The organism is Candidatus Mycobacterium wuenschmannii, assembly GCF_030252325.1.
GTDB lineage: Bacteria > Actinomycetota > Actinomycetes > Mycobacteriales > Mycobacteriaceae > Mycobacterium > Mycobacterium wuenschmannii.
Genome location: NZ_CP126981.1, coordinates 3631274 through 3654050, shown reverse-complemented (window position 1 = coordinate 3654050; position 22777 = coordinate 3631274). Strand labels below are relative to the sequence as shown.

General features: G+C 69.3%; 22 protein-coding genes. 8 read left to right on the top strand and 14 right to left on the bottom strand.

The features are described 5' to 3' along the window. Nucleotides 1-44: 44 nt before the first annotated feature. Genes mbtN through PT015_RS17560 form a run of 5 tightly spaced genes read right to left on the bottom strand, consistent with a single transcriptional unit; the run spans nucleotide 45 to nucleotide 5055 of the window. A complete protein-coding gene (gene mbtN, locus PT015_RS17580; RefSeq protein WP_285186136.1) occupies nucleotides 45-1193 on the bottom strand; it encodes a mycobactin biosynthesis acyl-ACP dehydrogenase MbtN in 1149 nt (382 codons plus the stop codon). Beyond that, entirely contained in the window at nucleotides 1190-2767 is a 1578-nt protein-coding gene (mbtM, locus tag PT015_RS17575) for a long-chain-fatty acid--ACP ligase MbtM (protein WP_285186135.1), read from the bottom strand. Before mbtM ends, mbtN begins: the two co-directional genes overlap by 4 nt. Continuing rightward, complete coding sequence (locus tag PT015_RS17570) at nucleotides 2764-3030, bottom strand: acyl carrier protein (protein WP_285186134.1); 267 nt, start codon at nucleotides 3028-3030, stop codon at nucleotides 2764-2766. The genes mbtM and PT015_RS17570 overlap by 4 nt, the downstream gene beginning before the upstream one ends. A gap of 39 nt (nucleotides 3031-3069) precedes the next feature. Next, the gene (locus tag PT015_RS17565) at nucleotides 3070-3588 is read right to left on the bottom strand and encodes a pullulanase (RefSeq protein WP_285186132.1); all 519 of its coding nucleotides are present in this window, start codon (nucleotides 3586-3588) and stop codon (nucleotides 3070-3072) included. Nucleotides 3589-3612: 24 nt separating this feature from the next. Further along, nucleotides 3613-5055: a CCA tRNA nucleotidyltransferase gene (locus PT015_RS17560; protein WP_285186130.1), complete on the bottom strand. Its 1443-nt coding sequence runs from the start codon at nucleotides 5053-5055 to the stop codon at nucleotides 3613-3615. A 142-nt stretch (nucleotides 5056-5197) separates the two neighbouring features. On the opposite strand from PT015_RS17560, the gene PT015_RS17555 reads away from it, so the two are divergent. The 8 genes from PT015_RS17555 to PT015_RS17520 all read left to right on the top strand — a co-directional run bounded on the left by PT015_RS17555 (nucleotide 5198) and on the right by PT015_RS17520 (nucleotide 16124). After that, nucleotides 5198-5947, top strand: a complete 750-nt coding sequence (locus PT015_RS17555; RefSeq protein ID WP_285186129.1) for an NUDIX hydrolase — start codon at nucleotides 5198-5200, stop codon at nucleotides 5945-5947. Between the two features lie 21 nt (nucleotides 5948-5968). Continuing rightward, on the top strand, nucleotides 5969-8392 hold the full coding sequence (locus PT015_RS17550; protein ID WP_285186128.1) for a DUF6049 family protein: 2424 nt from the start codon (nucleotides 5969-5971) through the stop codon (nucleotides 8390-8392). Beyond that, on the top strand, nucleotides 8389-12027 hold the full coding sequence (gene murJ / locus PT015_RS17545; RefSeq protein ID WP_390887851.1) for a murein biosynthesis integral membrane protein MurJ: 3639 nt from the start codon (nucleotides 8389-8391) through the stop codon (nucleotides 12025-12027). The genes PT015_RS17550 and murJ overlap by 4 nt, the downstream gene beginning before the upstream one ends. Before the next feature lie 54 nt (nucleotides 12028-12081). Next, nucleotides 12082-12666: an RNA polymerase sigma factor SigM gene (gene sigM / locus PT015_RS17540; RefSeq protein WP_390887850.1), complete on the top strand. Its 585-nt coding sequence runs from the start codon at nucleotides 12082-12084 to the stop codon at nucleotides 12664-12666. A gap of 34 nt (nucleotides 12667-12700) precedes the next feature. Then, on the top strand, nucleotides 12701-13357 hold the full coding sequence (locus PT015_RS17535; protein WP_285186127.1) for a hypothetical protein: 657 nt from the start codon (nucleotides 12701-12703) through the stop codon (nucleotides 13355-13357). Nucleotides 13358-13426: 69 nt separating this feature from the next. After that, entirely contained in the window at nucleotides 13427-14419 is a 993-nt protein-coding gene (trxB, locus tag PT015_RS17530; RefSeq protein ID WP_285186126.1) for a thioredoxin-disulfide reductase, read from the top strand. 14 nt (nucleotides 14420-14433) lie between these two features. Then, nucleotides 14434-14784, top strand: a complete 351-nt coding sequence (trxA, locus tag PT015_RS17525) for a thioredoxin (protein WP_285186124.1) — start codon at nucleotides 14434-14436, stop codon at nucleotides 14782-14784. 122 nt (nucleotides 14785-14906) lie between these two features. Further along, nucleotides 14907-16124, top strand: coding sequence for an N-acetylmuramoyl-L-alanine amidase (locus PT015_RS17520; RefSeq protein ID WP_285186123.1), 1218 nt, complete (start codon nucleotides 14907-14909; stop codon nucleotides 16122-16124). Here the strand turns inward: PT015_RS17520 and PT015_RS17515 are convergent. The 9 genes from PT015_RS17515 to rpmH form a co-directional block, all read right to left on the bottom strand. Further along, a complete protein-coding gene (locus tag PT015_RS17515; protein ID WP_285186121.1) occupies nucleotides 16111-16875 on the bottom strand; it encodes an acetyltransferase in 765 nt (254 codons plus the stop codon). The genes PT015_RS17520 and PT015_RS17515 overlap by 14 nt on opposite strands. Nucleotides 16876-17168: 293 nt before the next feature. Beyond that, on the bottom strand, nucleotides 17169-18155 hold the full coding sequence (locus PT015_RS17510) for a ParB/RepB/Spo0J family partition protein (protein ID WP_285186120.1): 987 nt from the start codon (nucleotides 18153-18155) through the stop codon (nucleotides 17169-17171). Continuing rightward, the gene (locus tag PT015_RS17505) at nucleotides 18152-19096 is read right to left on the bottom strand and encodes a ParA family protein (RefSeq protein WP_390887849.1); all 945 of its coding nucleotides are present in this window, start codon (nucleotides 19094-19096) and stop codon (nucleotides 18152-18154) included. Before PT015_RS17505 ends, PT015_RS17510 begins: the two co-directional genes overlap by 4 nt. Beyond that, on the bottom strand, nucleotides 19093-19821 hold the full coding sequence (gene rsmG / locus PT015_RS17500) for a 16S rRNA (guanine(527)-N(7))-methyltransferase RsmG (protein WP_285191156.1): 729 nt from the start codon (nucleotides 19819-19821) through the stop codon (nucleotides 19093-19095). The genes PT015_RS17505 and rsmG overlap by 4 nt, the downstream gene beginning before the upstream one ends. Nucleotides 19822-19877: 56 nt before the next feature. After that, entirely contained in the window at nucleotides 19878-20453 is a 576-nt protein-coding gene (locus PT015_RS17495; RefSeq protein WP_390887848.1) for a Jag family protein, read from the bottom strand. A 72-nt stretch (nucleotides 20454-20525) separates the two neighbouring features. After that, nucleotides 20526-21512, bottom strand: a complete 987-nt coding sequence (yidC, locus tag PT015_RS17490) for a membrane protein insertase YidC (RefSeq protein ID WP_390888035.1) — start codon at nucleotides 21510-21512, stop codon at nucleotides 20526-20528. Nucleotides 21513-21555: 43 nt separating this feature from the next. Then, a complete protein-coding gene (gene yidD / locus PT015_RS17485; protein WP_285186118.1) occupies nucleotides 21556-21879 on the bottom strand; it encodes a membrane protein insertion efficiency factor YidD in 324 nt (107 codons plus the stop codon). 5 nt (nucleotides 21880-21884) lie between these two features. Further along, nucleotides 21885-22220, bottom strand: coding sequence for a ribonuclease P protein component (rnpA, locus tag PT015_RS17480; protein ID WP_285191153.1), 336 nt, complete (start codon nucleotides 22218-22220; stop codon nucleotides 21885-21887). Between the two features lie 23 nt (nucleotides 22221-22243). After that, nucleotides 22244-22387 carry a 50S ribosomal protein L34 gene (rpmH, locus tag PT015_RS17475; RefSeq protein ID WP_180916038.1) on the bottom strand — a complete coding sequence of 48 codons (144 nt, stop codon included), beginning with the start codon at nucleotides 22385-22387 and terminating at the stop codon, nucleotides 22244-22246. Between the last annotated feature and the right edge of the window lie 390 nt (nucleotides 22388-22777).

Genomic DNA, 22777 nt, shown 5'->3' with positions numbered 1-22777 from the left:
GCGATCATGACAGACACTACCGACAAGTTCGGGCCGGCAGCTCGTTAGGCGCGCAGCTCGTGATACCCGTCGATGTCGGGTTTCATTGCGGCAGCGACCAATTCCCACAGCACCTCGTCAGTGCCGCCGCCAACGCGGGCCAGCTTCATGTCCCGCCACCATCTGCCGAGCGGCGTCTCGTCGACCAGGTACCCGGATCCGCCGAAGATGTGCATGCACTCCGACAGCACCTCTTCGCCGAGTCGCGCCGCGGTGACTTTCACCGCGGCGGCGGCCCGTAGGTCGAGTTTGCCCTCGGCGGCTATTCCGTTGAGGCCGTGCCGAAGTAGGTCGACGCGAGCCTGCAGATCGGCCATCCGCAGCCGCAGCGCCTGATGCTCGAACAGCGTCGCGCCGAACTGCCGCCGCTCCACCATCCGCGCGTGGGTGATGCCGAGCACCCGTTGGCAGCCCCCGGCGACCTGGCCGGCGATCGACATCCGCTCGTGTGCGAGCCCCCAGGAGATCGCCGCCAAACCCGTTCCGGGACGGGCGATCAGCGCATCGGCGGGCACCCAGGTGTCGATGTGCACGGCGGCGGTGTCAAGTGGTCCGGCCCCGACTTTGCGGTAGGGGGTCTGGACCTCGGCCTGCTCCAACGGGACCGCGATCAGCAACACGTTGCCGTGCCGGCTAGCGGTGTCGTCGTCGACGCCGCGACCGACCACCATGATGTAGTCGGCGACCGGAGACAGCGACACGTACTTCTTGATGCCCTTGACTTCGAATCCGTTTCGGACAGAACGGACTTCGGTCTCGCAGATCTGCAGGTCCGAGCCGCCCGACTCCTCGGAGGCGCCGATGCAGAGCACCGCCTCACCGCGGATGGCCTGTTCGGCGATGTCCTTCAGGTAGTCCGACCGGGCGAAGCGGCGCAGGATGGCGATCGCCGAGTCGTGCAGGCTGACGCCGACGCCGATGCCGGCCGAGCCGAGCTTGCCCAACTCGATCGCCAGCGCGATGAGCTTGGCCACGTCGGGGTGCTGGCCGTTCAGCCATTTCTGGGTGAAGACGCCGCGCTCTCCCAGGTGCTCGATCAGCTTGCGTGGAAACCGTTCGCTCTCTTCGGCTTCCGCGGTCCACTTGAGGACGTCGTCGTTGAAGACATCGCCGAGCAGCGCCCGGTAGTCCTCGATGCTCAGCTCGTCGGTCATGTCGTGGCTCCTGCCAGATTGCGCTTGACCTCGAGGCGGCGCAGCTTGCCCGACGAGGTGCGCGGCAGCGTTCCCGGCCGGACGAACACCACGTTGGCCGGAACGATGCCGCATTCGGAGGCCACCTTGGCGACCAGTTCGCTGCGGGCGCCGGCTTCATCAGGGCCGCGGAACTCGGCGGTGATCACCAGTCCGGGGCGAGTCGCATCGTCGTCGGTGCCGACGGCGACGACGGCTCCCTCACGCACGCCACGGATTTCAGCCGCGACGCGCTCGATCTCGGCGGGGAAGATGTTGCGCCCGGCGACGGTGATGATCTCCTTCGCCCGGCCGCAGACCACCAAGCCGTCATCGGTCAGGTAGCCCAGATCGCCCGTCGGGAACCAGGCGGCGGGGTCGACCGGAGCATCGCCCAGGTAGCCGGAAAACATTGAGGTACCGCGGATCTCGATCTCACCGACGTCCCGGCCGGGCACCTCGGCGGAGTGGTCGGACTCGTGGTTGACGCGGACTTCCATGCCGTCGATCGGCTCGCCCAGCATCGCGTGCCGGCGCGGTTCGCCCGTGCCGGAATCGATGTCGTCGTAGCGCAGACCCCGGCCCGGCTGCGGGATCGTCACCGCGCAGGTCGACTCGGCCAATCCATACGACGGGGCCAGGGCCCCGGCGTCGAAACCGAAGGGGCGCAACGCCTCCGCGAAGCGTTCCATGCCGACGCAGTCGACCGGCTCGCCGCCGTTGATGGAGAACCGCACGCGGCCGAGGTCGACATCGGACACCAGCCGGGCGTACTTGCCGATCATGCTGTAGGCCATGTTGGGGGCGGCCGTCAGCGTCATGCCGCTCTCGCTGAGCCAGCGCAGCCACCGGAACGGCGACGCGGTGAATGCCGACGTCGGCGCGAGCCAGACGGGCACCCCGCCCAGCGCGCCGCTGAGCAGGAACGTCAGCCCCATGTCGTGGTAGAGCGGCAACCAGGTGCAGCCGCCGTCGACCGCCGGGTCGACCCCGAGGCGGTTCAGCAGGCCTTGGGTGTTGTTCAGCACGGCCTCACCGGAAAGCATTGCGGTACGCGGAGTTCCGGTCGAGCCGGCCGTGCCCTGCAGGATCGCCGGTGTCCCGGGCGCGGGGTCGACTGGCGTGAAGGTGGTCGACGGCTCGTGCGCGACAGCGGTCAGGTCGAGGACCGTCGGCCCGTCCCGGCCCTGAAGCAGCGCGAGTTCCTCGCCGTGGGTGAAGACCGTCCGGACGCCGAGGCCCGCGAACCGGGCCAGCGTCGCCTCCGCCCACCGCTGCGGGTCGGCACCGCGGACCGGGCCGGGCAGGATCGACAGGCTCTGGCCGGCCAGCCAGGTCGCCTGGACGGCGGCGACGAAGTCGGCGGTCGGCTCACCGACCAGACCGACCGCGCCCTGCGCGGGCTGGTCGAGGATGCGGGTGGCAATGCCTTCGGCGCGGGCGTGCACCTGCGACCACGGCTGGCGCAACCACCCGTCGGACTCCTTGTCGAAGACGACGAGGTCGTGAGCAGAGGCGCGCATCGCCCTGGACAGGGCGGTGGCCAGCGCGCTCACTGGCCGACCGGGACCTTTGCCCGGATCACGTTCTCGAGGTCGCCGACGGTGTCACAGCCCAGCAGCTCCTGCTCGTTCACCACGACGCCGAGCTTGTCTTCGATCGCGACCATGCCGACCGCGAAGGCCACCGAATCCAGGCCCACGTCGTCGACCAGGCGCGACTCCGGGGTCACGCGGCTGACGTCGATGTTGAGGTCGTCGCGCAGGATCTCGGTCAGGGCAGCGCTCACCGAGTCCGGGCGCGACAAGTCGGAGGTCATGGGCCGTCACAGTACCGGCCGGCCCGCCCCGGCAGGGGCCTACGTTGTCGGCGTCACCGCGCTGGCAGCGTCCGCGGCGCCGTCCCCATCGGTGTCGCTGAGTTTGACGTCCCAGCGGCCGTCGCCGTCGGTGTCGACGTAGCCGGTCACGCCGTCGGCGCCGCTGACCAGAGCGCGGTCCGCCAGGCCGTTGCCGTCGCTGTCCACCAGCCGAACGTCCCCGGCGCCGAAGTCGGTCAGGGGCGCGCCGGTGTGCTCGACCCCGTCGAGGCCGAACCACCGCAGGCCCGCCGCCGGCCGGGGCGGGCGATCGGCGGCGATCGCCCAGGTTCCGGTGCCGTCGTCGGTGACGTAGCGCTCGCCGCCACCGCCGACGTCGTAGACGGCGTGATCGGCGATCCCATCGCCGTCCAGATCGGCCAGCGCGTCGTCGGCCAGTCCGTCATGGTCCAGATCCAGACCGAAAGCGTCCAACCGGCCATCGCCGTCGAGGTCGAGATCCGGTCCGTGATCGAACATCGATGCAGCGCCGTCCCCGGCACCCAAGCAGTACTCCATGCCCAATTCGACGGCGCCGCAGCGCTACTGGTTCCCGCGGGTCGCCCACCAGTTCTTCAGCTCGGTGACCGCCTCGTCATGTGTCAGCGGCCCGCGGTCCAGGCGCAGTTCCTTGAGGTGCCGCCACGCCTCCCCCACCTGCGGGCCGGCCGGGATGCCGAGCAGTTCCATGATCTCGTTGCCGTCGAGGTCGGGGCGGACCCGCTGCAGATCCTCCTTCGCGGCCAGTTCGGCGATCCGCGTTTCGAGGTCGTCGTAGTTGGCCTGCAGGCGGGCCGCGCGACGCTTGTTGCGGGTCGTGCAGTCGGCGCGCACCAGCTTGTGCAGCCTTGGCAGTAGCGGGCCTGCGTCGGTGACGTAGCGGCGGACCGCCGAGTCGGTCCACTTGCCACCGCCGTAGCCGTGGAACCGCAGGTGCAGGTACACCAGCTGCGAGACGTCGTCGACGAGCTGCTTGGAATACTTCAAGGCGCGCAACCGCTTTCGCGTCATCTTGGCGCCGACCACTTCGTGGTGGTGGAAGCTGACCCCACCGTCGGATTCGTGCTTGCGCGTCGCCGGCTTGCCGATGTCGTGCAGCAGAGCCGCCCAGCGCAACACGAGGTCCGGGCCGTCATCTTCCAGCGCGATGGCCTGCCGCAGCACGGTCAGCGAATGCTCGTAGACGTCCTTGTGCTGGTGATGCTCGTCGATGGCCATTCGCATGCCACCGACGTCGGGCAGCACGACGTCGCCCAGACCGGTCTGCACCATCAGGTCGATGCCGGCCACCGGATCGGCACCGATCAGCAACTTGTCCAGCTCGGCCGCGACCCGCTCGGCGGTGATCCGCTCCAGCTGCGGAGCCATGTCGAGGATCGCCTCGAGCACCCGCGGCGCGATGCCGAAGCCGAGTTGCGACACGAAGCGCGCGGCCCGCAACATCCGCAGCGGGTCGTCGCCGAACGAGATCGACGGCGCGGCCGGGGTGTCGAGCACGCGGGTCCGCAGCGCGGCCAGACCGTTCAGTGGATCGACGAATTCGGCTGCGCCAGAAGCGGTTACACGCACCGCCATGGCGTTCACGGTGAAGTCGCGGCGCACCAGGTCGTCGTCGAGCGAGTCGCCGAAACGGACCTCCGGGTTGCGCGACACCCCGTCGTAGCGGTCGGCCCGGAAGGTGGTGATCTCCAGGCGCTGGCCGTTCTTCTCCGCGCCGACGGTGCCGAACTCGATGCCGGTGTCCCACAGCGCATCGGCCCACGGCCGCAGCAACTTCTGCAACTGTGCGGGACGCGCGTCGGTCGCGAAATCGAGATCACTGCTCAGGCGCTGCAGGACGGCGTCGCGCACCGAGCCGCCGACCAGATACAGCTCGTGGCCCGCCGCGGCGAACAGGGCGCCGAGCTCGCTCAGGACGTCGGCGTGGCTGTTGAGCGCGACCGCGGCAGCGGTCAACAGCTCGGCATCCTGGGGGTCGTCGGGCACGGGAGTAGAGCGTAGCCGGATGACGAAGCGCCGTCTTTCGGCGCTGAGGAGTGCGGCAAATCGGGCCCGGTAGCCCGATCCCGCAGCTCACTACCGGCGAGTGTGCCCAGAGCGTCTGAGCACGCCAGCTACCATCGCTTAGGTGTCCGACGGCGAAAATCCGCAACCACGTCGGCGTCGGGGAAGGCGCCGTGGTCGGCGCTCGGCGGGGTCTGGTGAAGCCAAATCCGGCAACGAGGCGACGGCCGCCGGCACATCGGCCGCTCCGGCGAAGCCCAACCAGCGTCGCCCGGCCCGCCGCGGCCCCGAGCGGCTGCGCACGGTGCACGAAACCTCGGCGGGCGGACTGGTCATCGACAACATCGACCGCCCCCGCGACGAACAGCTCGCGGCGCTGATCGGGCGGCTGGATCGGCGGGGCCGGATGTTGTGGTCGCTGCCCAAGGGGCACATCGAGCTTGGCGAGACGGCCGAGCAGACCGCGATTCGGGAAGTGGCCGAGGAGACCGGGATTCAGGGCAGCGTGCTCGCCGCACTGGGCCGCATCGACTACTGGTTCGTCACCGATGGCCGACGCGTGCACAAGACCGTTCATCATTATCTGATGCGTTTCTCCGGCGGAGAGTTGTCTGACGAAGACGTCGAAGTCGCCGAGGTGGCGTGGGTGCCGATCCCCGAGCTGCCGTCGCGGCTCGCGTACGCCGACGAGCGCAAGCTGGCCGAGGTTGCCGACGAGCTGATCGACAAGCTGCAGAGCGACGGCGAGTCCGCGCTGCCGCCGCTGCCGCCCAGCACGCCGCGGCGTCGGCCGCAGACCCATTCACGCACCCGCATCCGCCGGGCCGACGAGCCCGTTCGGGGCCGGAAGAACGGGTGGCGTCCGGAGCCCTGAGGGCCGGGGTCGCCGACAACGATGCAGAGCTATTCGAGGTGGAGGCGCCACCCGCTCGCGGGGATCGACAGCGGTTCGACGGCACCGCGACCCCGGCGGGGCGTCTCGACGCGCCTTCTGACCGTCGTCGCGATCCTGGCCGCACTGAGCGTCGGCGGCCTGCCGACCGCCGCGGCGGGTGAGCCGGGCGCCACCCCGTTCGTCCAGCTCCGCATCGATTCGGTTGCCCCGCAGGTCGTCACCACCACCAGCGAGCCGGCGGTGACCGTCGCGGGCACCGTGACCAACATCGGCGACCGTCCGGTCCACGACGTGATGATCCGGCTGGAACACGCGGCGGCGGTACCCACCTCGACGGGCCTGCGGACCAACCTCGACGGCGACACCGATCAGTACGAGCCCGCGATGGACTTCGCGACGGTGTCGCCCGTCCTGCAGCGCGGCCAAAAGGCGAAGTTCTCGCTGACCGCGCCGATGCGCTCGGCGAGCAAACACTCGCTGGAATTCAACGGCCCCGGGGTCTACCCGATCCTGGTCAACGTCAACGGCACCCCCGACTACGGGGAGCCCGCGCGGCTGGACAACGCCCGCTTCCTGCTGCCGGTGCTCGGCGTGCCGGCGGATCCGCTGGATCCCGCGGACAACACGCTGAACGCCGTGATCGCGCCGGACACCTCGAGGCCGGTCCCGGTCACCATGCTCTGGCCGCTGGCGGACCGGCCGCGGCTGGCGCCCGGCGTCCCGGGCGGCACGATCCCGGTCCGGCTGATGGACGACGAGCTGGCCACGTCGCTGGCCCCCGGTGGTCGGCTGGACGTGCTGCTGGCCGCGGCCGAATTCGCCACCAGCCACGACGTGGACCCCGACGGCGCTGTCGGCCGCGCGGTCTGCCTGGCCGTCGACCCCGACCTGCTGGTGACCGTCAACGCGATGACCGCCGGCTACGTCGTGTCCGACGGGCCCGCCGGGCCCGCTCAGGAACCGGGCACCCCCACCCATCCCGGAGCCGGGCAGGCCGCCGCGACCGGCTGGCTGAACCGGCTGCGCAGCCTGGCGCACCGGATGTGTGTCGCGCCGCTGCCGTACGCGCAGGCCGACCTGGACGCCGTCGAGCGCATCGGCGACCCGGGTCTCAGCGCCACCGCCACCAGCGCCGCCGGCGACATCGTCGACCAGATCCTGGGCGTCGTCGCGGTCCGCGGCGCCACCCTGATCCCGGACGGGTCACTGACCCGCCGCGCCGTCGACCTACTCAGCATCAACGGCAACACTGTGGTGATCGCGCCGGCCGAGTCCACCGCCGGCGACTCCACCTCCCCCCTGCCGCCGACCCCCGACACCGCGCCGCGCCGGTTGTCGCCGCAGGTAGTGCTCGCGCCGTTTGACCCGGCCGTCGGCGCCGCGTTCGCGGCCGTTGGCACCGATCCGGTCGCGCCCAGCTACCTCAACGCGGCCCTGCTGATCCGGCTCAAGCACGACTCCGAAATCGCCCGCCGGCAGGATGCGCTGGGCTCGATGCTGTGGCGCGACCTCGAGCCGAAGGTCAACCCGCGCCCGCAGGTACTGCTGCCGCCCACCAACTGGAACCTGCGACCCGACGACGCGGGCGCCATCCTGACCGGCCTGGCCACCGCGATCCGGTCCGGTCTCGCCTTTCCGCGGCCGCTGCCCGCGCTGATCGCGGAGGCTTCGACAATTCCGCTGGTCAACGGGACACCAGAGCCGTCCGCCGAAGCCGCCGGCGGCCGCGGCCGGTTCAGTGACGCCGTCGTCGGCAAGATCGCCGCCGCGCGGGGCCGGCTGGCGGGGCTGACCGCGGCCCTGACCACCGACGTGCGGACCGGGCTGACCGGCGTCAGCTACACCGCGCCGCTACGCGAGGACATGCTGCGCGCGGTCAGCCAGGCCGACCGGCCCGACACCCGCAACGGGCTCGCCCAACAGCGGCTCGACGTGCTCGGACACGCGCTGGACGACCTGTTCGACGCCGTCACCATCGTGACGCCGGCGGGCTCCTACACGCTGGCCACCGAGCACAGCCCGCTGCCGCTGGCCCTGCACAACGGGCTGGCGGTGCCGATCCGGGTGCGGCTGCACCTCGACGTCCCGCCCGGCATGACAGTCACCGATCCCGGCGATGTGGAGCTGCCGCCGGGTTATCTGCCGATGCGGGTGCCCATCGAGGTGAACTTCACCCAGCGGGTGGCGATCGACGCGACGCTGCACACCCCCGACGGTGTGCAGCTCGGCGAGCCGGTCCGGCTGTCGGTGCATTCCAACGCCTACGGCAAGGTGCTCTTCGCGATCACGATGAGCGCGTTCGCGGTGCTGATCGCGCTGGCGGGACGACGGCTGTGGCACCGCTTCCGCGGCCAGCCCGACCGGGCCGACCTGGACCGGCCGGACCCGCCGGACGCCCCCGTCGACGAAGAGCAGCACGCGTGAGCCGGGCCGTCCCGCCGCGGCTCGCGCGCAACCCGGGCCCGCCGACCGGGCCGCTGCCGCCCACCGGCCTGGTGTCGTCGCAGGGCTCGCAGCCGCCGGCCCGCCCCGAGCTGTCCGACGCCGCGCTGGTCTCCCGGTCGTGGGGCATGGCGCTGGCGACCCTGATCAGCCGCGTCACCGGCTTCGCCCGCATCGTCCTGCTGGCCGCGCTGCTCGGTGCCGCACTGTCGAGCGCGTTCTCGGTCGCCAACCAGCTGCCGAACCTGGTCGCCGCCCTGGTGCTGGAGGCGACGTTCACCGCGATCTTCGTGCCGGTGCTGGCCCGCGCCGAGCAGGACGATCCCGACCGCGGTGCCGCGTTCGTCCGTCGCCTGGTCACGCTGGCGACCGCCGTGCTGCTGGCGGCCACGCTGCTTTCGGTGGCGGCGGCGCCGCTGCTGGTGCGGCTGATGCTCGGCCGCAGCCCGCAGGTCAACGAGGGGCTGACCGTCGCGTTCGCCTACTTGCTCCTCCCCCAGGTGCTGTTCTACGGCCTGTCGTCGGTCTTCATGGCAATCCTCAACACCCGCAACGTGTTTGGGCCGCCGGCCTGGGCGCCGGTGCTCAACAACGTCGTCGCGATCGTGACGCTGGGGGCCTATCTCGTCGCGCCCGGGCCGCTGTCGGTGGACCCGGTCGAGATGGGCAACGCCAAGCTGCTGGTGCTCGGCATCGGCACCACCCTCGGCGTGGTCGCGCAGACGGCGGTGCTGCTGGTCTCCGTCCGACGCCACCGGATCAGCCTGCGGCCGCTGTGGGGCATCGACGCCCGGCTCAAGCGCTTCGGCGAGATGGCCGGCGCGATGGTGCTCTACGTCTTCATCAGCCAGATCGGCCTGATCGTCACCAACCAGATCGCCAGCACCGCATCCGCGTCCGGCCCGGCGATCTACCAGTACACCTGGCTGGTGCTGTACCTCCCGTACGGCATGGTGGGCGTCACCGTGCTGACGGTGGTGATGCCGAGGCTGAGCCGCAATGCCGCCGCCGACGATACCGCCGCGGTGCTCGCCGACCTGTCGCTGGCCATGCGCTTGACCATGATCACGCTGATTCCGACGGTCGCGTTCATGACCGTCGGCGGTTCCGCGATGGGCAGCGCGCTGTTCGCCTACGGCCACTTCGGCGACGTCGACGCCGGCCACCTGGGCGCGGCGATCGCGATGTCGGCGTTTACCCTGCTCCCCTACGCCGTCGTGCTGCTGCAACTGCGGGTCTTCTACGCCCGTGAGCAGCCGTGGATTCCGATCGTGATCATCGTCGTCATCACGCTCGTCAAGATCGTCGCGTCGCTGATCGCGCCGCAGCTGGCCGGCAACCCCGATCTGGTCGCGGCCTACCTCGGGCTTGCCAACGGCGTGGGCTTCCTGGCGGGCGCGGTCGCCGGTTACGTCTTACTGCGTAATGCGTTGCGGCCCAATGGCGGTCACCTACTCGGCGTCGCGGAGGTTCGCACCATCCTGGTGACGGCGACCGCGTCGCTGCTGGCCGGCCTGGTGGCCTACCTGGTCGACGTGCTGCTGGGTATGCAGCGACTGACCGCGTACGGCGGCGGCGCCGGTTCGCTGCTGCGGCTGTTTGTGCTCGGGGTGGTGATGGCGCCGATTGTGGCCGTGGTCATGGTGCGCGCGCAGGTCCCCGAGGCGGTCGCGGCCCTGGCCGCGGTGCGTCGCCGGATCGGGGCCGCGCCGGCCCCCTCGCCCACCCCGGCGGCGCCGTCTTCTGCCAGGTCAGCCCCCGTCGCGACGGGCTCAGCCAGTGGCGGAGATCGATTGTTGCGCCCCGGCGTCGTCACGTACCCTGAGCGCAGGATTTCGTCTGCGCCGGCGGGGTATCCCGCTCCGGACGCCGGACGTGCGGGCCAGCCGACCGGGGAGGGGACGGGGAGAGGAGCGGAGATGACCGACGGTCCATCGGACAGCGCCTCGGCCAAAGCTGTCGCCGACTCACCCGCCGACGACTTCCACCCGGACGTGCCCGCCGACCTCCAGGTCGCCGCGTCCGAGTCGGCCCAGCCCGCCAACGGCGAGGCGTCCGACTCCGATCTCGAAACCACCGCGTTCGGCGCGGGCGATCCGCTGTCGGCCGACGCCGACCCGGGCGCGGTCGCCCCCGGACAGCAACTGGTGCCCGGCGTCAGCATTGCCCGCGGCCGCTACCGGCTGCTGGTCTTCCACGGCGGCGCGCCGCACCTGCAGTTCTGGCAGGCGTTGGACACGGCGCTGAACCGCCAGGTGGCCCTGACGTTCGTCGACCCCGACGGCGACCTGCCCGACGAGCAGATTCGCGAAATCCTGGCTCGCACCATGAAGTTGAGCCGTATCGACAAGCTCGGGATCGCCCGGATCCTCGACGTCGTACACACCGGCACCGGCGGCCTGGTGGTCACCGAGTGGGTGCGCGGCGGCTCGCTACAGGAGGTGGCCGACACCTCGCCGTCGGCCGCCGGCGCGTCCCGGGCGATGCAGACCCTGGCCGCGGCCGCGGAGGCCGCCCACCACGCCGGCGTCGCGCTGTCCATCGACCACGCGGCCCGGGTGCGGGTCAGCATCGAGGGCGACGTCGTACTCGCATTCCCGGCGACGATGCCGAACATCAGCCCCGAGGACGACATCCGCGGAATCGGCGCCGCGCTGTACGCATTGCTCGTCAACAAGTGGCCGCTGCCCGAGTCCGGCGAGCCCAGCGGGCTGGCGCCGGCCCCGCGCGATTCGGCCGGCCATGCCCTCGAGCCCAACTCGATCGACGGCGAGATCCCCTTCCAGATCTCCGCCGCGGCCACCCACTCCATCCAGCTGGACGGCGGAATACGCAGCGCCGCAACCCTTTTGAACCTACTGCAGCAGGCCACCGTGGTCGCCGATCGCACCGAGTTGCTTACCCCGATCAACGAGAACGACCCGCCGCCGGAACCCGCCCGCCCGGGCCGCGAACGCAGCGACGACGTCGACGAGGCGCAGGCTCGCGTCCGCCGACGCCGGGCCGTCACGATCGGGATCGGCGTCGGAGCCGCCATCATCGTGGTCGCCCTGGTGGTGCTCGCGTCGGTGCTGAGCAAGATGTTCAGCGATGTCGGCGGCCTCGACAAGGACCAACTCGGCCTCAACGGCCCGTCGACCAGTTCGGGCTCCGAAGCTGCCGCGGGCGGCATCGTGAAGCCGGTGGGAGTCACCGTGTTCTCCCCCGGCGGCGAAGGCGACAACCCCGCATCGGCCGCGCTGGCCATCGACGGCAGCCCCGGGACCGCCTGGGAGACCGACGTCTACCACGACCCGATTCCGTTCCCCGGCTTCAAGAGCGGCGTGGGCCTGCTGCTGAAGCTGCCGCAACCGACCGTGGTCGGTGCCGTCAACGTCGACCTGCCCAGCACCGGCACCAAGATCCAGATCCGCTCGTCGTCGACCGCGACCCCGAGCAAGCTCGACGACACCGCGGTACTGAGCCAGCCGATGCCGATGCACCCGGGGCACAACACCATTCAGGTCAACGCGGCGTCACCCACTCAGTATGTGCTGGTGTGGATTTCGACGCTCGGCACCGAGAACGGTCAGAGCAAGACCAGCCTCTCGGAAGTCACGGTGCAAGCGAAGTCCTGACAGGCCCGACCGAGTGAAGTGCCCGGCAACGGGCGATTGATTACTGTCCGGCGAGTGGGCTTCGCGCAACGGATTCGGCCGCCATCGCCAGGGCAACGCAGCGATGCCGAACTGCTCGCGGCCCACGTGGCCGGCGACCGCTCCGCCTTCGCCGAACTCTTCCACCGCCACCACCGCCAACTCCACCGCGTCGCGCGGCTGACCAGCCGGTGCACCGAGGACGCCGAGGACGCCCTGCAAGAGGCGATGGCGTCGGCCCATCGCGGAGCCGGTGCGTTCCGGCATGACGCGGCGGTCGGCAGTTGGCTGCACCGCATCGTCGTCAACGCCTGCCTGGATCGGTTGCGCCGCAACAAGACTCACCTCACGACCACGCTCGACGACATCTACCCGGTGCCCGATCGCACCGCGCAGGTCGAGACCGCGATCACCGTCCAGCAGGCGCTGATGCGGCTGCCCGTCGAGCAGCGCGCCGCGGTGGTCGCCGTCGACATGCACGGCTATTCGGTCGCCGACACCGCGCGCCTGCTCGGCGTCGCCGAGGGCACCGTGAAGAGTCGCTGCGCCCGGGCCCGGACCCGGCTGGCCGCGATCCTGGGCTACCTGCAGACCGACGCTCCGCGTCATCCGGCCCGCTAGCCGCGGTGTCGCGCGATGACGGACACTGGGGGCAATGGACTCAGCCGACCCGGATGACCCGCCGCTGACCGCGGACACCCTCGCCGATCTGCAGGCGGGCCTGTTCGATGACGAGACCGCGACCCGGTTGCGGCAGCGAATCCGCACCGACGCGGCGGCGCGTCAGACCATGGAGGCGCTGAACCGGGTTCGCCGCGACCTCGCCGCGCTCGGACCCGAACCATCGACCCATACCGTCGACCGCGCGCGATTTCCCCGCCCGGCGCGCATAGCGGTCGCGGCCCTCGGCCTGTCCGCGGTCGCCGCCGCGGTGTGGCTGGGCGTCGGGGCGTTGCTCCCCGACCCGGTGCCGCTACCCAGCCGGCCCACCACGATCGAGCCCATCACGGTGTCCCGGCCACCGGCCACCATCCCGCTGTCGGATCGGGAGGTCGTCGCGCTGCTGGACCGCGCGCCGGACTACGGACCGCTGGACGACGCGCGCCGCCGGGCGTCCTGCCTGGCCGGCCTCGGCTACCCGGCGAACACCCGCATCCTCGGCGCCCAACCGGTCGACATTGCCGGGCACCCAGCCGTCCTGCTGGTGCTGCCGGGCGACGCGCCGGGGCTGTTGGCGGCGCTCGCGGTGGCGCCGACCTGCAGTTCCGCAAACACCGGCCTGTCGGCTGACAGGATCGTCCACCAGCCGTAGTGTCGCGGGAACAGCACCGCCTACCCTGGCGTTCCAGTGCACGGGTTTTCAAGTATCGGAAAGGTTGGAATGAGTTCCTCAACCATTCACGACGTCATCGTCATCGGCTCCGGACCGGCCGGTTACACCGCGGCTCTCTACGCCGCCCGTGCACAGCTGGCTCCCGTGGTCTTCGAGGGCACCGCTTTCGGCGGCGCGTTGATGACCACCACCGAGGTGGAGAATTTTCCCGGATTCCGCGAGGGCATCCAGGGCCCCGAGCTGATGGACGAAATGCGCGAGCAGGCCCTGCGCTTCGGCGCCGACCTGCGGATGGAAGACGTCGAATCGGTGTCGCTGGACGGCCCGGTGAAGTCGGTCACCACCTCCGAGGGCGAGACGCTGCAGGCCCGTGCCGTCGTGCTGGCAATGGGCGCCGCCGCCCGCTACCTGGGCGTACCGGGCGAGCAGGAGCTGCTCGGCCGCGGCGTCAGCGCCTGTGCGACCTGTGACGGCTTCTTCTTCAAGGACCAGGACATCGCGGTCATCGGTGGTGGCGACTCGGCGATGGAAGAGGCCACGTTCCTGACCAAGTTCGCCCGCAGCGTCACCCTGGTGCACCGCCGCGAGGAGTTCCGCGCCAGCAAGATCATGCTCGACCGGGCCCGCGCGAACGAGAAGATCACGTTCGTCACCAACACCGCCGTGGTGTCCGTCGAGGGCGAGAACACCGTCACCGGCCTCAAGGTGCGCGACACCGTGACCGGCGACGAGTCCACGCTGCCGGTGACCGGGGTTTTCGTCGCGATCGGCCACGACCCGCGCTCGGAGTTGGTGCGCGGCCAGGTCGACCTCGACGGCGACGGCTATGTGCAGGTCAAGGACCACACCACCTACACCTCGCTGGACGGCGTGTTCGCCGCCGGCGACCTGGTCGACCACACCTACCGCCAGGCCATCACCGCCGCCGGCACCGGTTGTTCGGCGGCCATCGACGCGGAGCGCTGGCTGGCCGAGCACGCGGAGCCGGGCGAGCGCACCCAGACCAAACCTGCCGGCGAACCGGCAGCAGCGACCCTCTGATAGGAGTAGATGCGATGACCCAGACCGAATCCGGAGCACCCGTGGAGGTCTCCGACGCCTCATTCGCCGGTGACGTATTGGCCAGCAATACGCCTGTGCTGGTGGACTTCTGGGCCACCTGGTGCGGGCCGTGCAAGATGGTCGCCCCAGTGCTCGCCGAGATCGCCAAGGACTCCGTCGGCAAGCTGACCGTCGCCAAGATCGACGTCGACGCCAACCCGGAGACCGCCCGTAACTTCGACGTCGTGTCGATCCCGACGTTGATCCTGTTCAAGGACGGCGAGCCGGTGAAGCGCATCGTTGGCGCCAAGGGCAAGGCGGCGCTGTTGCGGGAGCTTTCCGACGCCGTTCCCGGGGTCGGCTGACTCGGGAAACATCGGCGCGGTTTGCCTGGCGTTTTACCGAAATCCTTAAGGGTCTGAGAGAATACCGCTAAGCCTGTCAATAAGCGGCAGGGCTGCTCACACGGCTCACCGGAGGCCTTGCAATGTCGAGACCGCACCGCGGCGACGGCGATCAGCTGCGCCGTGGTGACCGTAACGCGGCGGTCACCGAGATCCGCGCGTCGCTGATCGCGCTCGGTCACCTGGACGGCACGGACGCGGATCTCAGCACCGGTCGGCACGTCGCCGTCGACCTCTTCGACGACGAACTCGACCACGCGGTGCGGGCGTTCCAACAGCACCGCGGTCTGCTGGTGGACGGTATCGTCGGCGAGGCCACCAACCGCGCGCTGCGTGAGGCGTCGTATCGGTTGGGTGCGCGCACACTGCATCATCAGTTCGGGGCGCCGATGTACGGCGACGACGTCGCGACGCTGCAGAACCGCTTGCAGGATCTCGGTTTCTACACCGGCCTGGTCGACGGCTACTTCGGTCTGCAGACCCACAACGGGCTGATGTCGTATCAGCGCGAGTACGGCCTGTACGCCGACGGCATCTGCGGCCCGGAAACGTTGCGCTCCTTGTACTTTCTCTCTTCTCGGGTCACCGGCGGCTCGTTGCACGCCATCCGCGAAGAGGAACTGGTGCGCCGGTCGGGGCCTAAGCTGTCGGGCAAGCGGATCATCATCGACCCGGGCCGCGGCGGCAACGACCACGGCCTGATCGCGCACGGATCGGCGGGGCCGATCAGCGAGTCAGACATCCTGTGGGACTTGGCAAGTCGGCTCGAGGGCCGGATGACGGCGATCGGCATGGAGACCTTTCTGTCCCGGCCGACCAACCGGAGCCCGTCCGACCACGAGCGGGCGGCCACGGCCAACGCCGTCGGCGCCGACCTGATGATCAGCCTGCGCTGCGAGACCCAGGCCAGCCCGTCGGCCGGCGGTGTCGCGTCGTTCCATTTCGGCAACTCGCACGGTTCGGTGTCGACGATCGGCCGCAACCTTGCGGACTTCATTCAGCGAGAGGTGGTGGCGCGCACCGGTTTACGCGACTGCCGCACCCACGGCCGGACCTGGGACCTGCTCCGCCTGACCCGCATGCCCACCGTTCAGGTCGACGTCGGCTACATCACCAACCCGCACGATCGCGGAATGCTGACGACCACGCAGACCCGCGACGCGATCGCGGAGGGCATTCTGGCCGCGGTCAAGCGCCTCTACCTGCTCGGCAAGAACGACCGCCCCACCGGCACCTTCACGTTCGCCGAGCTGCTCGCCCACGAGCTGGCTGTGGAAGCCGGCCGCGCTAGCGGCTCTTAGTAGACGCGGTCGGCTCCGCAGACGCCGCCGAGCCCGCCGAAGCTCCCGCCGCGACCGGTTGTTGCAGCGACGCACTCTCCAGCAGCCGCTCCAGGGCGGCCTCCACTTCGGCCTTCCACCCCAGGCCCTTGTCCAGCTCGAGCCGCAGCCGCGGGAAGTACGGATGTGGCGCCACCACAACGAATCCCGCGTCGAGCAGGAACTCGGCGTCGATCACGCACTGCTCGGTCGAGCAGTCCCCCAATACCTCGAGCACCGGCAACAATTCGGGGTCGGTCTCCGGCAAGTTCGTCAATTCCGCGACGGCCTCGGTGCGACCGAACGCCTCGAGCGCGCGGACGCCGCGTCGGACGAGTTCCTCGACGACGCGCGCGATGAGACTGCGCGGTAGATCGTCGGCCTCCGGGCCGGGCTCCACGCGCATCGATGTCAGCAGCACGGCGTCCGCCGACACCGGTGCCGTCGGAAATCGGTGCGCCCGTGGGACGGTCCGCGGCGGCGCGTAGAACGCGTAGCCGAGGCAGGCCGTCTCGCCTTCATCGTCGGTCGGCGCGGTGGTGGCAACCAGCGCGCACGAACCCCATTCGAGCATGACCATCGACAGCCATGCTTCTTTTTCGAATTCGGGATCGGCGAGATGATCTTGTTGGCCGACGACCGCCGGATCGACCTCCCAGAAGACGCAGCGGCGCGCATGCTTCGGAAGCTGGTCGAACGCTTCGAGGCGCAGCGGCGTGATTCGAGCAGACACTAGACTCCTGGGCCTTCGTGGGGGGCGGTCACTGACGGTCCGTCTTCCCCGCGAGCAGGTGGTGCCCCACCTCGCAGCCGAGCGTACCCCGATGACAGCGGCCGCGATACCCGCGCGGGCCCCGCTCGACCGCCGATGGCGCGATTTCGGGTCCGTCGGCGGCCGGCAAAGGTGCCGTCACCGCCCCGACGGCGAAATCGCCTAGCGCACAATCGAATTCGCGGTTACGCGGCATTTGGAGGCAGCTGGATCTGGCGGAATGTCACAGTGACGTAACGGGTCGGTATGACCGGTCAGCGTTTCGACGAGTTCATCAACTCGACAATCCGTTGCAGATCGTCCACCGAGCCGAACTCGACCACGATCTTGCCTTTGCGCTTGCCGAGGCTCACCGTGACGCGGGTGTCGAAGGCACTGGAGAGTTGCTCGGCGACGTCTTGGAGGCCCGGCATGTGAATCGGCTTGCGCTTGGGTGCCGCCGGCTTGCTCGGGCCGCTGCTGTTCGCCAGCGTGACCGCCTCTTCGGTCGCCCGGACCGACAACCCCTCGGCGACGATCCGCGCGGCGAGCGCTTCCTGCGCCTCGGCCCCCGCTTCGAGCGACAGCAGCGCCCGGGCGTGACCGGCCGACAGGACACCCGCCGCCACCCGACGCTGCACGGCGATCGGCAGCCGCAGCAACCGGATCATGTTGGAGATCAGCGGTCGCGACCGACCGATGCGCGCGGCGAGTTCGTCGTGAGTGACATCGAATTCGTCGAGCAATTGTTGGTAGGCGGCCGCTTCTTCCAACGGATTCAACTGCGCCCGGTGGATGTTCTCGAGGAGGGCGTCGCGCAACAGATTGTCTTCAGCGGTCTCCCGCACGATTGCGGGGATGGCGGTCAAGCCGGCGGTCTGGGCCGCGCGCCAGCGCCGCTCCCCCATGACGAGTTGGTAGCGCGGGCCGCTCGGCTTGTCGAGCGCGCGCACCACGATCGGCTGCATCAGCCCGAACTCGCGGATCGAATGCACGAGTTCGGACAGCGCCTCGTCGTCGAAGACCTGCCGCGGCTGGCGCGGGTTGGGCTCGATATCGGTTGGCGCGATTTCGCGGTACACCGCGCCGACGTCGGAGACGACCGGGGCCGGCGGGCCACCCATCAGAACGTCGGCTGCGGCGGCACCGATCTTCGGTCCGCTGAGTCCGGTCGAGTCGCCCTCCCCCTCGGCCGGGCCGGTGGGAATGAGAGAGGCGAGGCCCCGCCCAAGGCCACCTTTTCTGCGCGTCGGTTGGCTCATCGTGCATCCCCTCCATCGGGTGTCGTGCTGCGCTCGGCGAGTTCGCGGCTGGCGTCGAGATAGCTCATCGCGCCGCGCGATCCGGGGTCGTAGTCGATGATCGTCATGCTGTACCCGGGCGCCTCGGAGACCTTGACGCTGCGCGGGATCACGGTCTTCAACACCTTCGGGCCGAAGAAGCGGCGGACCTCGTCGGCGACTTGGTCGGCGAGCTTCGTCCGGCCGTCGTACATCGTGAGGATGACGGTGCTGACATCCAAGGCGGGGTTCAGGTGTGCCTTCACCAAGTTGATGTTGTTCATCAACTGCGACACCCCCTCGAGCGCGTAGTACTCGCACTGGATCGGGATCAACACCTCGGGCGCCGCGACCAACGCGTTGATGGTCAGCAACCCCAGCGACGGCGGGCAGTCGATGAAGACGTAGTCGAAGTCGACCGTGTCGAGTTCGGCGAGCGCGGTGCGCAACCGGTTCTCGCGGGCGACCATGCTGACCAATTCGATCTCGGCGCCGGCCAGGTCGATGGTGGACGGGACGCAGTAGAGGCGTTCGCTATGCGGGCTCTGCCGCATCGCGTCCTTCAGGGGAATCTCGCCGAGCAGAACCTCGTACGACGACGGCGTCCCGGAGTGGCGTTCGGAGATGCCGAGTGCGGTGCTGGCATTGCCCTGCGGGTCGAGGTCGATGACGAGCGTCCGCAGGCCCTGGACCGCCAGCGCGGCGGCGAGGTTCACCGCGGTCGTCGTCTTCCCGACGCCGCCCTTCTGGTTGGCGATGGTGAACAGCCGTCGGTGACTCGGCCGGCTCAGTGGCGCGTAGGACTTTGACAGCACCTGCATCGCGCGCTCGGCGGCGGCCCCGATCGGGGTGTCGAATTCCGATGTTTCACGTGAAACATACACCCCGCTCGCGGGGCCGAACGAGTCTTGCGGCGCGCTCATAGGCTCTCCCTGCTCGATCGTCGGCGGGACGGTTTCCGGACCGCGTCCGGCTTGTCCCGCCGAGCCACCACCACCGTTGTCGGTGGGGACAAAAGACTCACGCCACATTCCACCACCCTGGCATCGGCGGCGCCTAACTTGGCCATCACACGCCGGTGCTCGCGCACCTCGTCCGGTGCCCGCTCCCCCTTGATCGCGACCAACCGCCCGCCCGTGCGTAGTAGCGGGATGCTCCACCGGGCCAGCTTGTCCAGCGGAGCGACCGCACGCGACGTCACCGCATCGGCGCCGCCGGCCGCGTCGCGCACTTCGGCATCCTCCGCACGACCGCGCAACACCGCGACCTCCAGACCGAGATCGTCGACAACCATGCGGAGGAATTCGGTGCGGCGCAACAGCGATTCGACGAGCACCACCTGTAGTCCCGGCTTCGCGATCACCATCGGCAGTCCGGGCAGCCCCGCCCCGGTGCCGATGTCGACGATCCGGTCGTCGTCCTCGACAAGCTCCGAAACCACCGCGCAGTTCAAGACGTGGCGATCCCAGATCCGATCCACTTCGCGTGGACCCAGCAGGCCCCACTCGACTCCGGCGGTTGCGAGCAGCTTCGCGTAGCGCTCCGCCAGCGGAAGCCGATCGCCGAAGATCGTCGCGGCGGCGGAGGGCGCGGCTGGAATCACCGGCGTCGCTGCGTCGCGGGAATCGACATGTTTCACGTGAAACATTCCTCCCATCCACGCCCACCGTAGGCCGCACGAACTACATGGCTGTAACTCGGCGCCTAGTCGACCAGGACGACGACGCGGCGGCCCGGCTCGACGCCCTCGCTCTCGCTGTGGACGCCGCTGACGGCGGCCACGGCGTCGTGCACAATCTTGCGCTCGAATGGCGTCATCGGTGCGAGTTCTTCGCGTTCGCCGCTGTCGAGTACACGCTTGGCGACCTTGTCCCCCAACGCCGCCAGCTCCTCGCGGCGACGGCGGCGCCAACTCGCGATGTCCAACATCAGGCGGCTGCGCACACCGGTCTTTTGGTGCACCGCCAGTCGCGTCAGTTCCTGGAGCGCGTCGAGCACCTCGCCCTTGCGGCCGACCAACTTGTTCAGGTCGTCGCTGCCGTCGATGCTGACGATGGCGCGGCTGCCCTCGACGTCCAAGTCGATGTCGCCGTCGAAGTCCAGGAGGTCGAGCAGCTCCTCCAAGTAGTCGCCGGCGATCTCGCCCTCGGCTACCAAGCGCTCTTCCTGATCGCCCTCGCCGTCACCCTCGGTCGCGGCGGCGCCGTTTGTCGCGTCTTCCAACTCGTCCTGCGCCGCCGGGGCGTCGTGTCCGTTGGTGGTTGCTTCGGTGTCTGTCATGTCTGCCTATTTCCCTTCCCGTGCCCGGGACCTACCCGGTGAAGTCTTGTGTCCGATCCGACGATCGGGGTGTCAGCGCCCGCGCTTCTTCGGCTTGGCACCAGGGCGCGGCGCGCGGTTCTCCGCGTCGGCCTTCGGTGTCTCCGCCGCGGCGTCGCCGTTGGCTGCCGGCTTCCCCGCCACGCGTTTGGGCTTAGCACCGGGCGCGGGCGCATTCGCGGCCCGGCGTTCGAGCGCCTCGCGCTTCTTCTCTTCTTCTTCGCGCTCGATCATCCCGAACACGTAGTGCTGCTGCCCGAAGGTCCAGATGTTGTTGGCGAACCAGTAGAAGATGATCGCCAGCGGCAGGAACGGTCCACCGACCACCACGCCGAGCGGAAAGACGTAAAGCGCGAGCTTGTTCATAATCGCGGTCTGCGGATTAGCCGCGGCCTCCGCGCTCTGACGGGCCACCGATGCCCGACTGTTGAAGTAGGTGGCGATGCCGGCCAGGATCATCACCGGCACGCCGACCGCCGCAACGGCCGGCCGGCTGAAGTCCGTGAACGCCTGCAGGCTCGAGCCGCTCTGCGTCATGCTCGCGCCCAGCGGTGCACCGAACAACCGCGCGTCCAGGAAGTGCTGCACGTCTGAGGCGCTGAAAAGGTAGTTGCCCAACTCCCGGTTCTGCTTGGCCGACAGGCCCAGTTGGCCGATTCCGGTCGAGGTCCGATTGAAGCAGCGGAGCACGTGATACAGCCCGAGGAATACCGGCACCTGCACCAGCATCGGCAGGCAGCCGAGGATCGGGTTGAACCCGTGTTCCTTCTGTAGCTTCTGCATCTCGAGCGCCAAGCGCTGGCGGTCCTTGCCGTACTTCTTCTGCAGCGCCTTGATCTGGGGCTGCAACTCCTGCATCTGCCGCGTCGTGCGGATCTGCCGGACGAACGGGTTGTACAGCAGAGCCCGGAGGGTGAAGACGAGGAACACGACCGACAGCGTCCAGGCGATGCCGTTGGTCGCGTGGCTCTTGTCTCCCAGACCCGGCACCGCAGAAAACGCCTTGTACCAGAGCCACATGATGGCCGAGACCGGGTAATAGAAGTAGTCCAGGCTGAACGGATCAAACGACAACAGAATCACTCTTCCCTAGCGTTGCTGGGGTGTCCCAGGCCGATTTCTCCGTCACCGCGGCGCTCGGTCGCTCCGGCACGGGGTCCCATCCTCCGGGATGCCACGGCGCACATTTCGCCAACCGCACCATCGCCAACCAACTCCCGCGCACCAAGCCGAATTCGGTCAGCGCGTCCACCGCGTACTGACTACAGGTCGGGTTGAAGCGACACGTCGGCAACCGCAGCGGCGACACCATGTGCCGGTACAACTGGATGACAAAGATCAGCCCGCGGGCACCGGCGGACTCGGCGGACCGGATCCGCGCCGTCATCGCACTCACCGCTTGGCCTCGATACGCCGGAGGCCGGCGCGCAGTTCCTCGCTCAGGCGCACCGATCCGACATCGCGACTACTGGGCAGCGCCCGGATCACCACGTGTTCGGAGTGGGTCAGATCGGCGAAGACATCGCGCGCCACATGGCGGAGTCGACGGGAGAGACCGTGTCGTTGAACGGCCGATCCGACCGATCGCGAGACGATCAGCCCAAGTTTGGGATCGCCGGTTGCGCGCCTCATATAGATGACCATGTCCGGTTGCACGGAACGCCTGCCGTGCTTGACGGTCGCATCGAAATCGGTCGACCGCCTCATGCGGTTACGCGCCGAAAGCACCGCCATCACACCGGATTTGGAGATCAGGCAGTCAGCGAGCGCCGGCCCTTGCTACGCCGATTCGAGACGATCGCCCGGCCGGCCCTGGTCCGCATCCGCAGCCGGAACCCGTGCACGCGAGCACGGCGCCGGTTGTTCGGCTGGAAGGTCCGCTTGCCCTTTGCCACGACTCTCTCCTTGCTGCATCTGACATCGTGGTCGCCACGGATTCCCGTGCCGGCGGGTCACGCTCAACCCCCACGACGCCTCGATAGGCTTTGTGTCTCGCTGGTAACCGGCGCGGCCTCCGGGCGGTGGTGCTCGGATCGCAGCCGTATCGCCTACTTTCGGGCGACTGTATGAGGGTACTGACCGCTCTTGCCCCGGTCAAACCACACCCTGACCGCCGCTGATCCTTCACTGACGCCACACCCGCCACCGGGCCGCGGAGCAATCTTTCGCAAGGGGTCGCCAATGTTGCGGAACGGTTGGCGCGCGCGTGGAAAACTGTTAGCTTCGGGCGGTGCTGTTTCATACCGAAACGGCGCTAGACAACGAAGCAAGGATGGCAGATCGGC

Excerpts from the sequence above, each read along its gene's own strand:
- mbtN (WP_285186136.1), bottom strand. The coding sequence starts at position 1,193 with ATGACCGACGAGCTGAGCATCGAGGACTACCGGGCGCTGCTCGGCGAT.
- PT015_RS17570 (WP_285186134.1), bottom strand. The coding sequence starts at position 3,030 with ATGACCTCCGACTTGTCGCGCCCGGACTCGGTGAGCGCTGCCCTGACC.
- PT015_RS17565 (WP_285186132.1), bottom strand. The coding sequence starts at position 3,588 with ATGGAGTACTGCTTGGGTGCCGGGGACGGCGCTGCATCGATGTTCGAT.
- PT015_RS17550 (WP_285186128.1), top strand. The coding sequence starts at position 5,969 with ATGCAGAGCTATTCGAGGTGGAGGCGCCACCCGCTCGCGGGGATCGAC.
- PT015_RS17535 (WP_285186127.1), top strand. The coding sequence starts at position 12,701 with ATGGACTCAGCCGACCCGGATGACCCGCCGCTGACCGCGGACACCCTC.
- trxB (WP_285186126.1), top strand. The coding sequence starts at position 13,427 with ATGAGTTCCTCAACCATTCACGACGTCATCGTCATCGGCTCCGGACCG.
- trxA (WP_285186124.1), top strand. The coding sequence starts at position 14,434 with ATGACCCAGACCGAATCCGGAGCACCCGTGGAGGTCTCCGACGCCTCA.
- PT015_RS17520 (WP_285186123.1), top strand. The coding sequence starts at position 14,907 with ATGTCGAGACCGCACCGCGGCGACGGCGATCAGCTGCGCCGTGGTGAC.
- PT015_RS17510 (WP_285186120.1), bottom strand. The coding sequence starts at position 18,155 with ATGAGCCAACCGACGCGCAGAAAAGGTGGCCTTGGGCGGGGCCTCGCC.
- PT015_RS17505 (WP_390887849.1), bottom strand. The coding sequence starts at position 19,096 with ATGAGCGCGCCGCAAGACTCGTTCGGCCCCGCGAGCGGGGTGTATGTT.
- rsmG (WP_285191156.1), bottom strand. The coding sequence starts at position 19,821 with ATGTTTCACGTGAAACATGTCGATTCCCGCGACGCAGCGACGCCGGTG.
- PT015_RS17495 (WP_390887848.1), bottom strand. The coding sequence starts at position 20,453 with ATGACAGACACCGAAGCAACCACCAACGGACACGACGCCCCGGCGGCG.
- yidC (WP_390888035.1), bottom strand. The coding sequence starts at position 21,512 with ATGTGGCTCTGGTACAAGGCGTTTTCTGCGGTGCCGGGTCTGGGAGAC.
- yidD (WP_285186118.1), bottom strand. The coding sequence starts at position 21,879 with ATGACGGCGCGGATCCGGTCCGCCGAGTCCGCCGGTGCCCGCGGGCTG.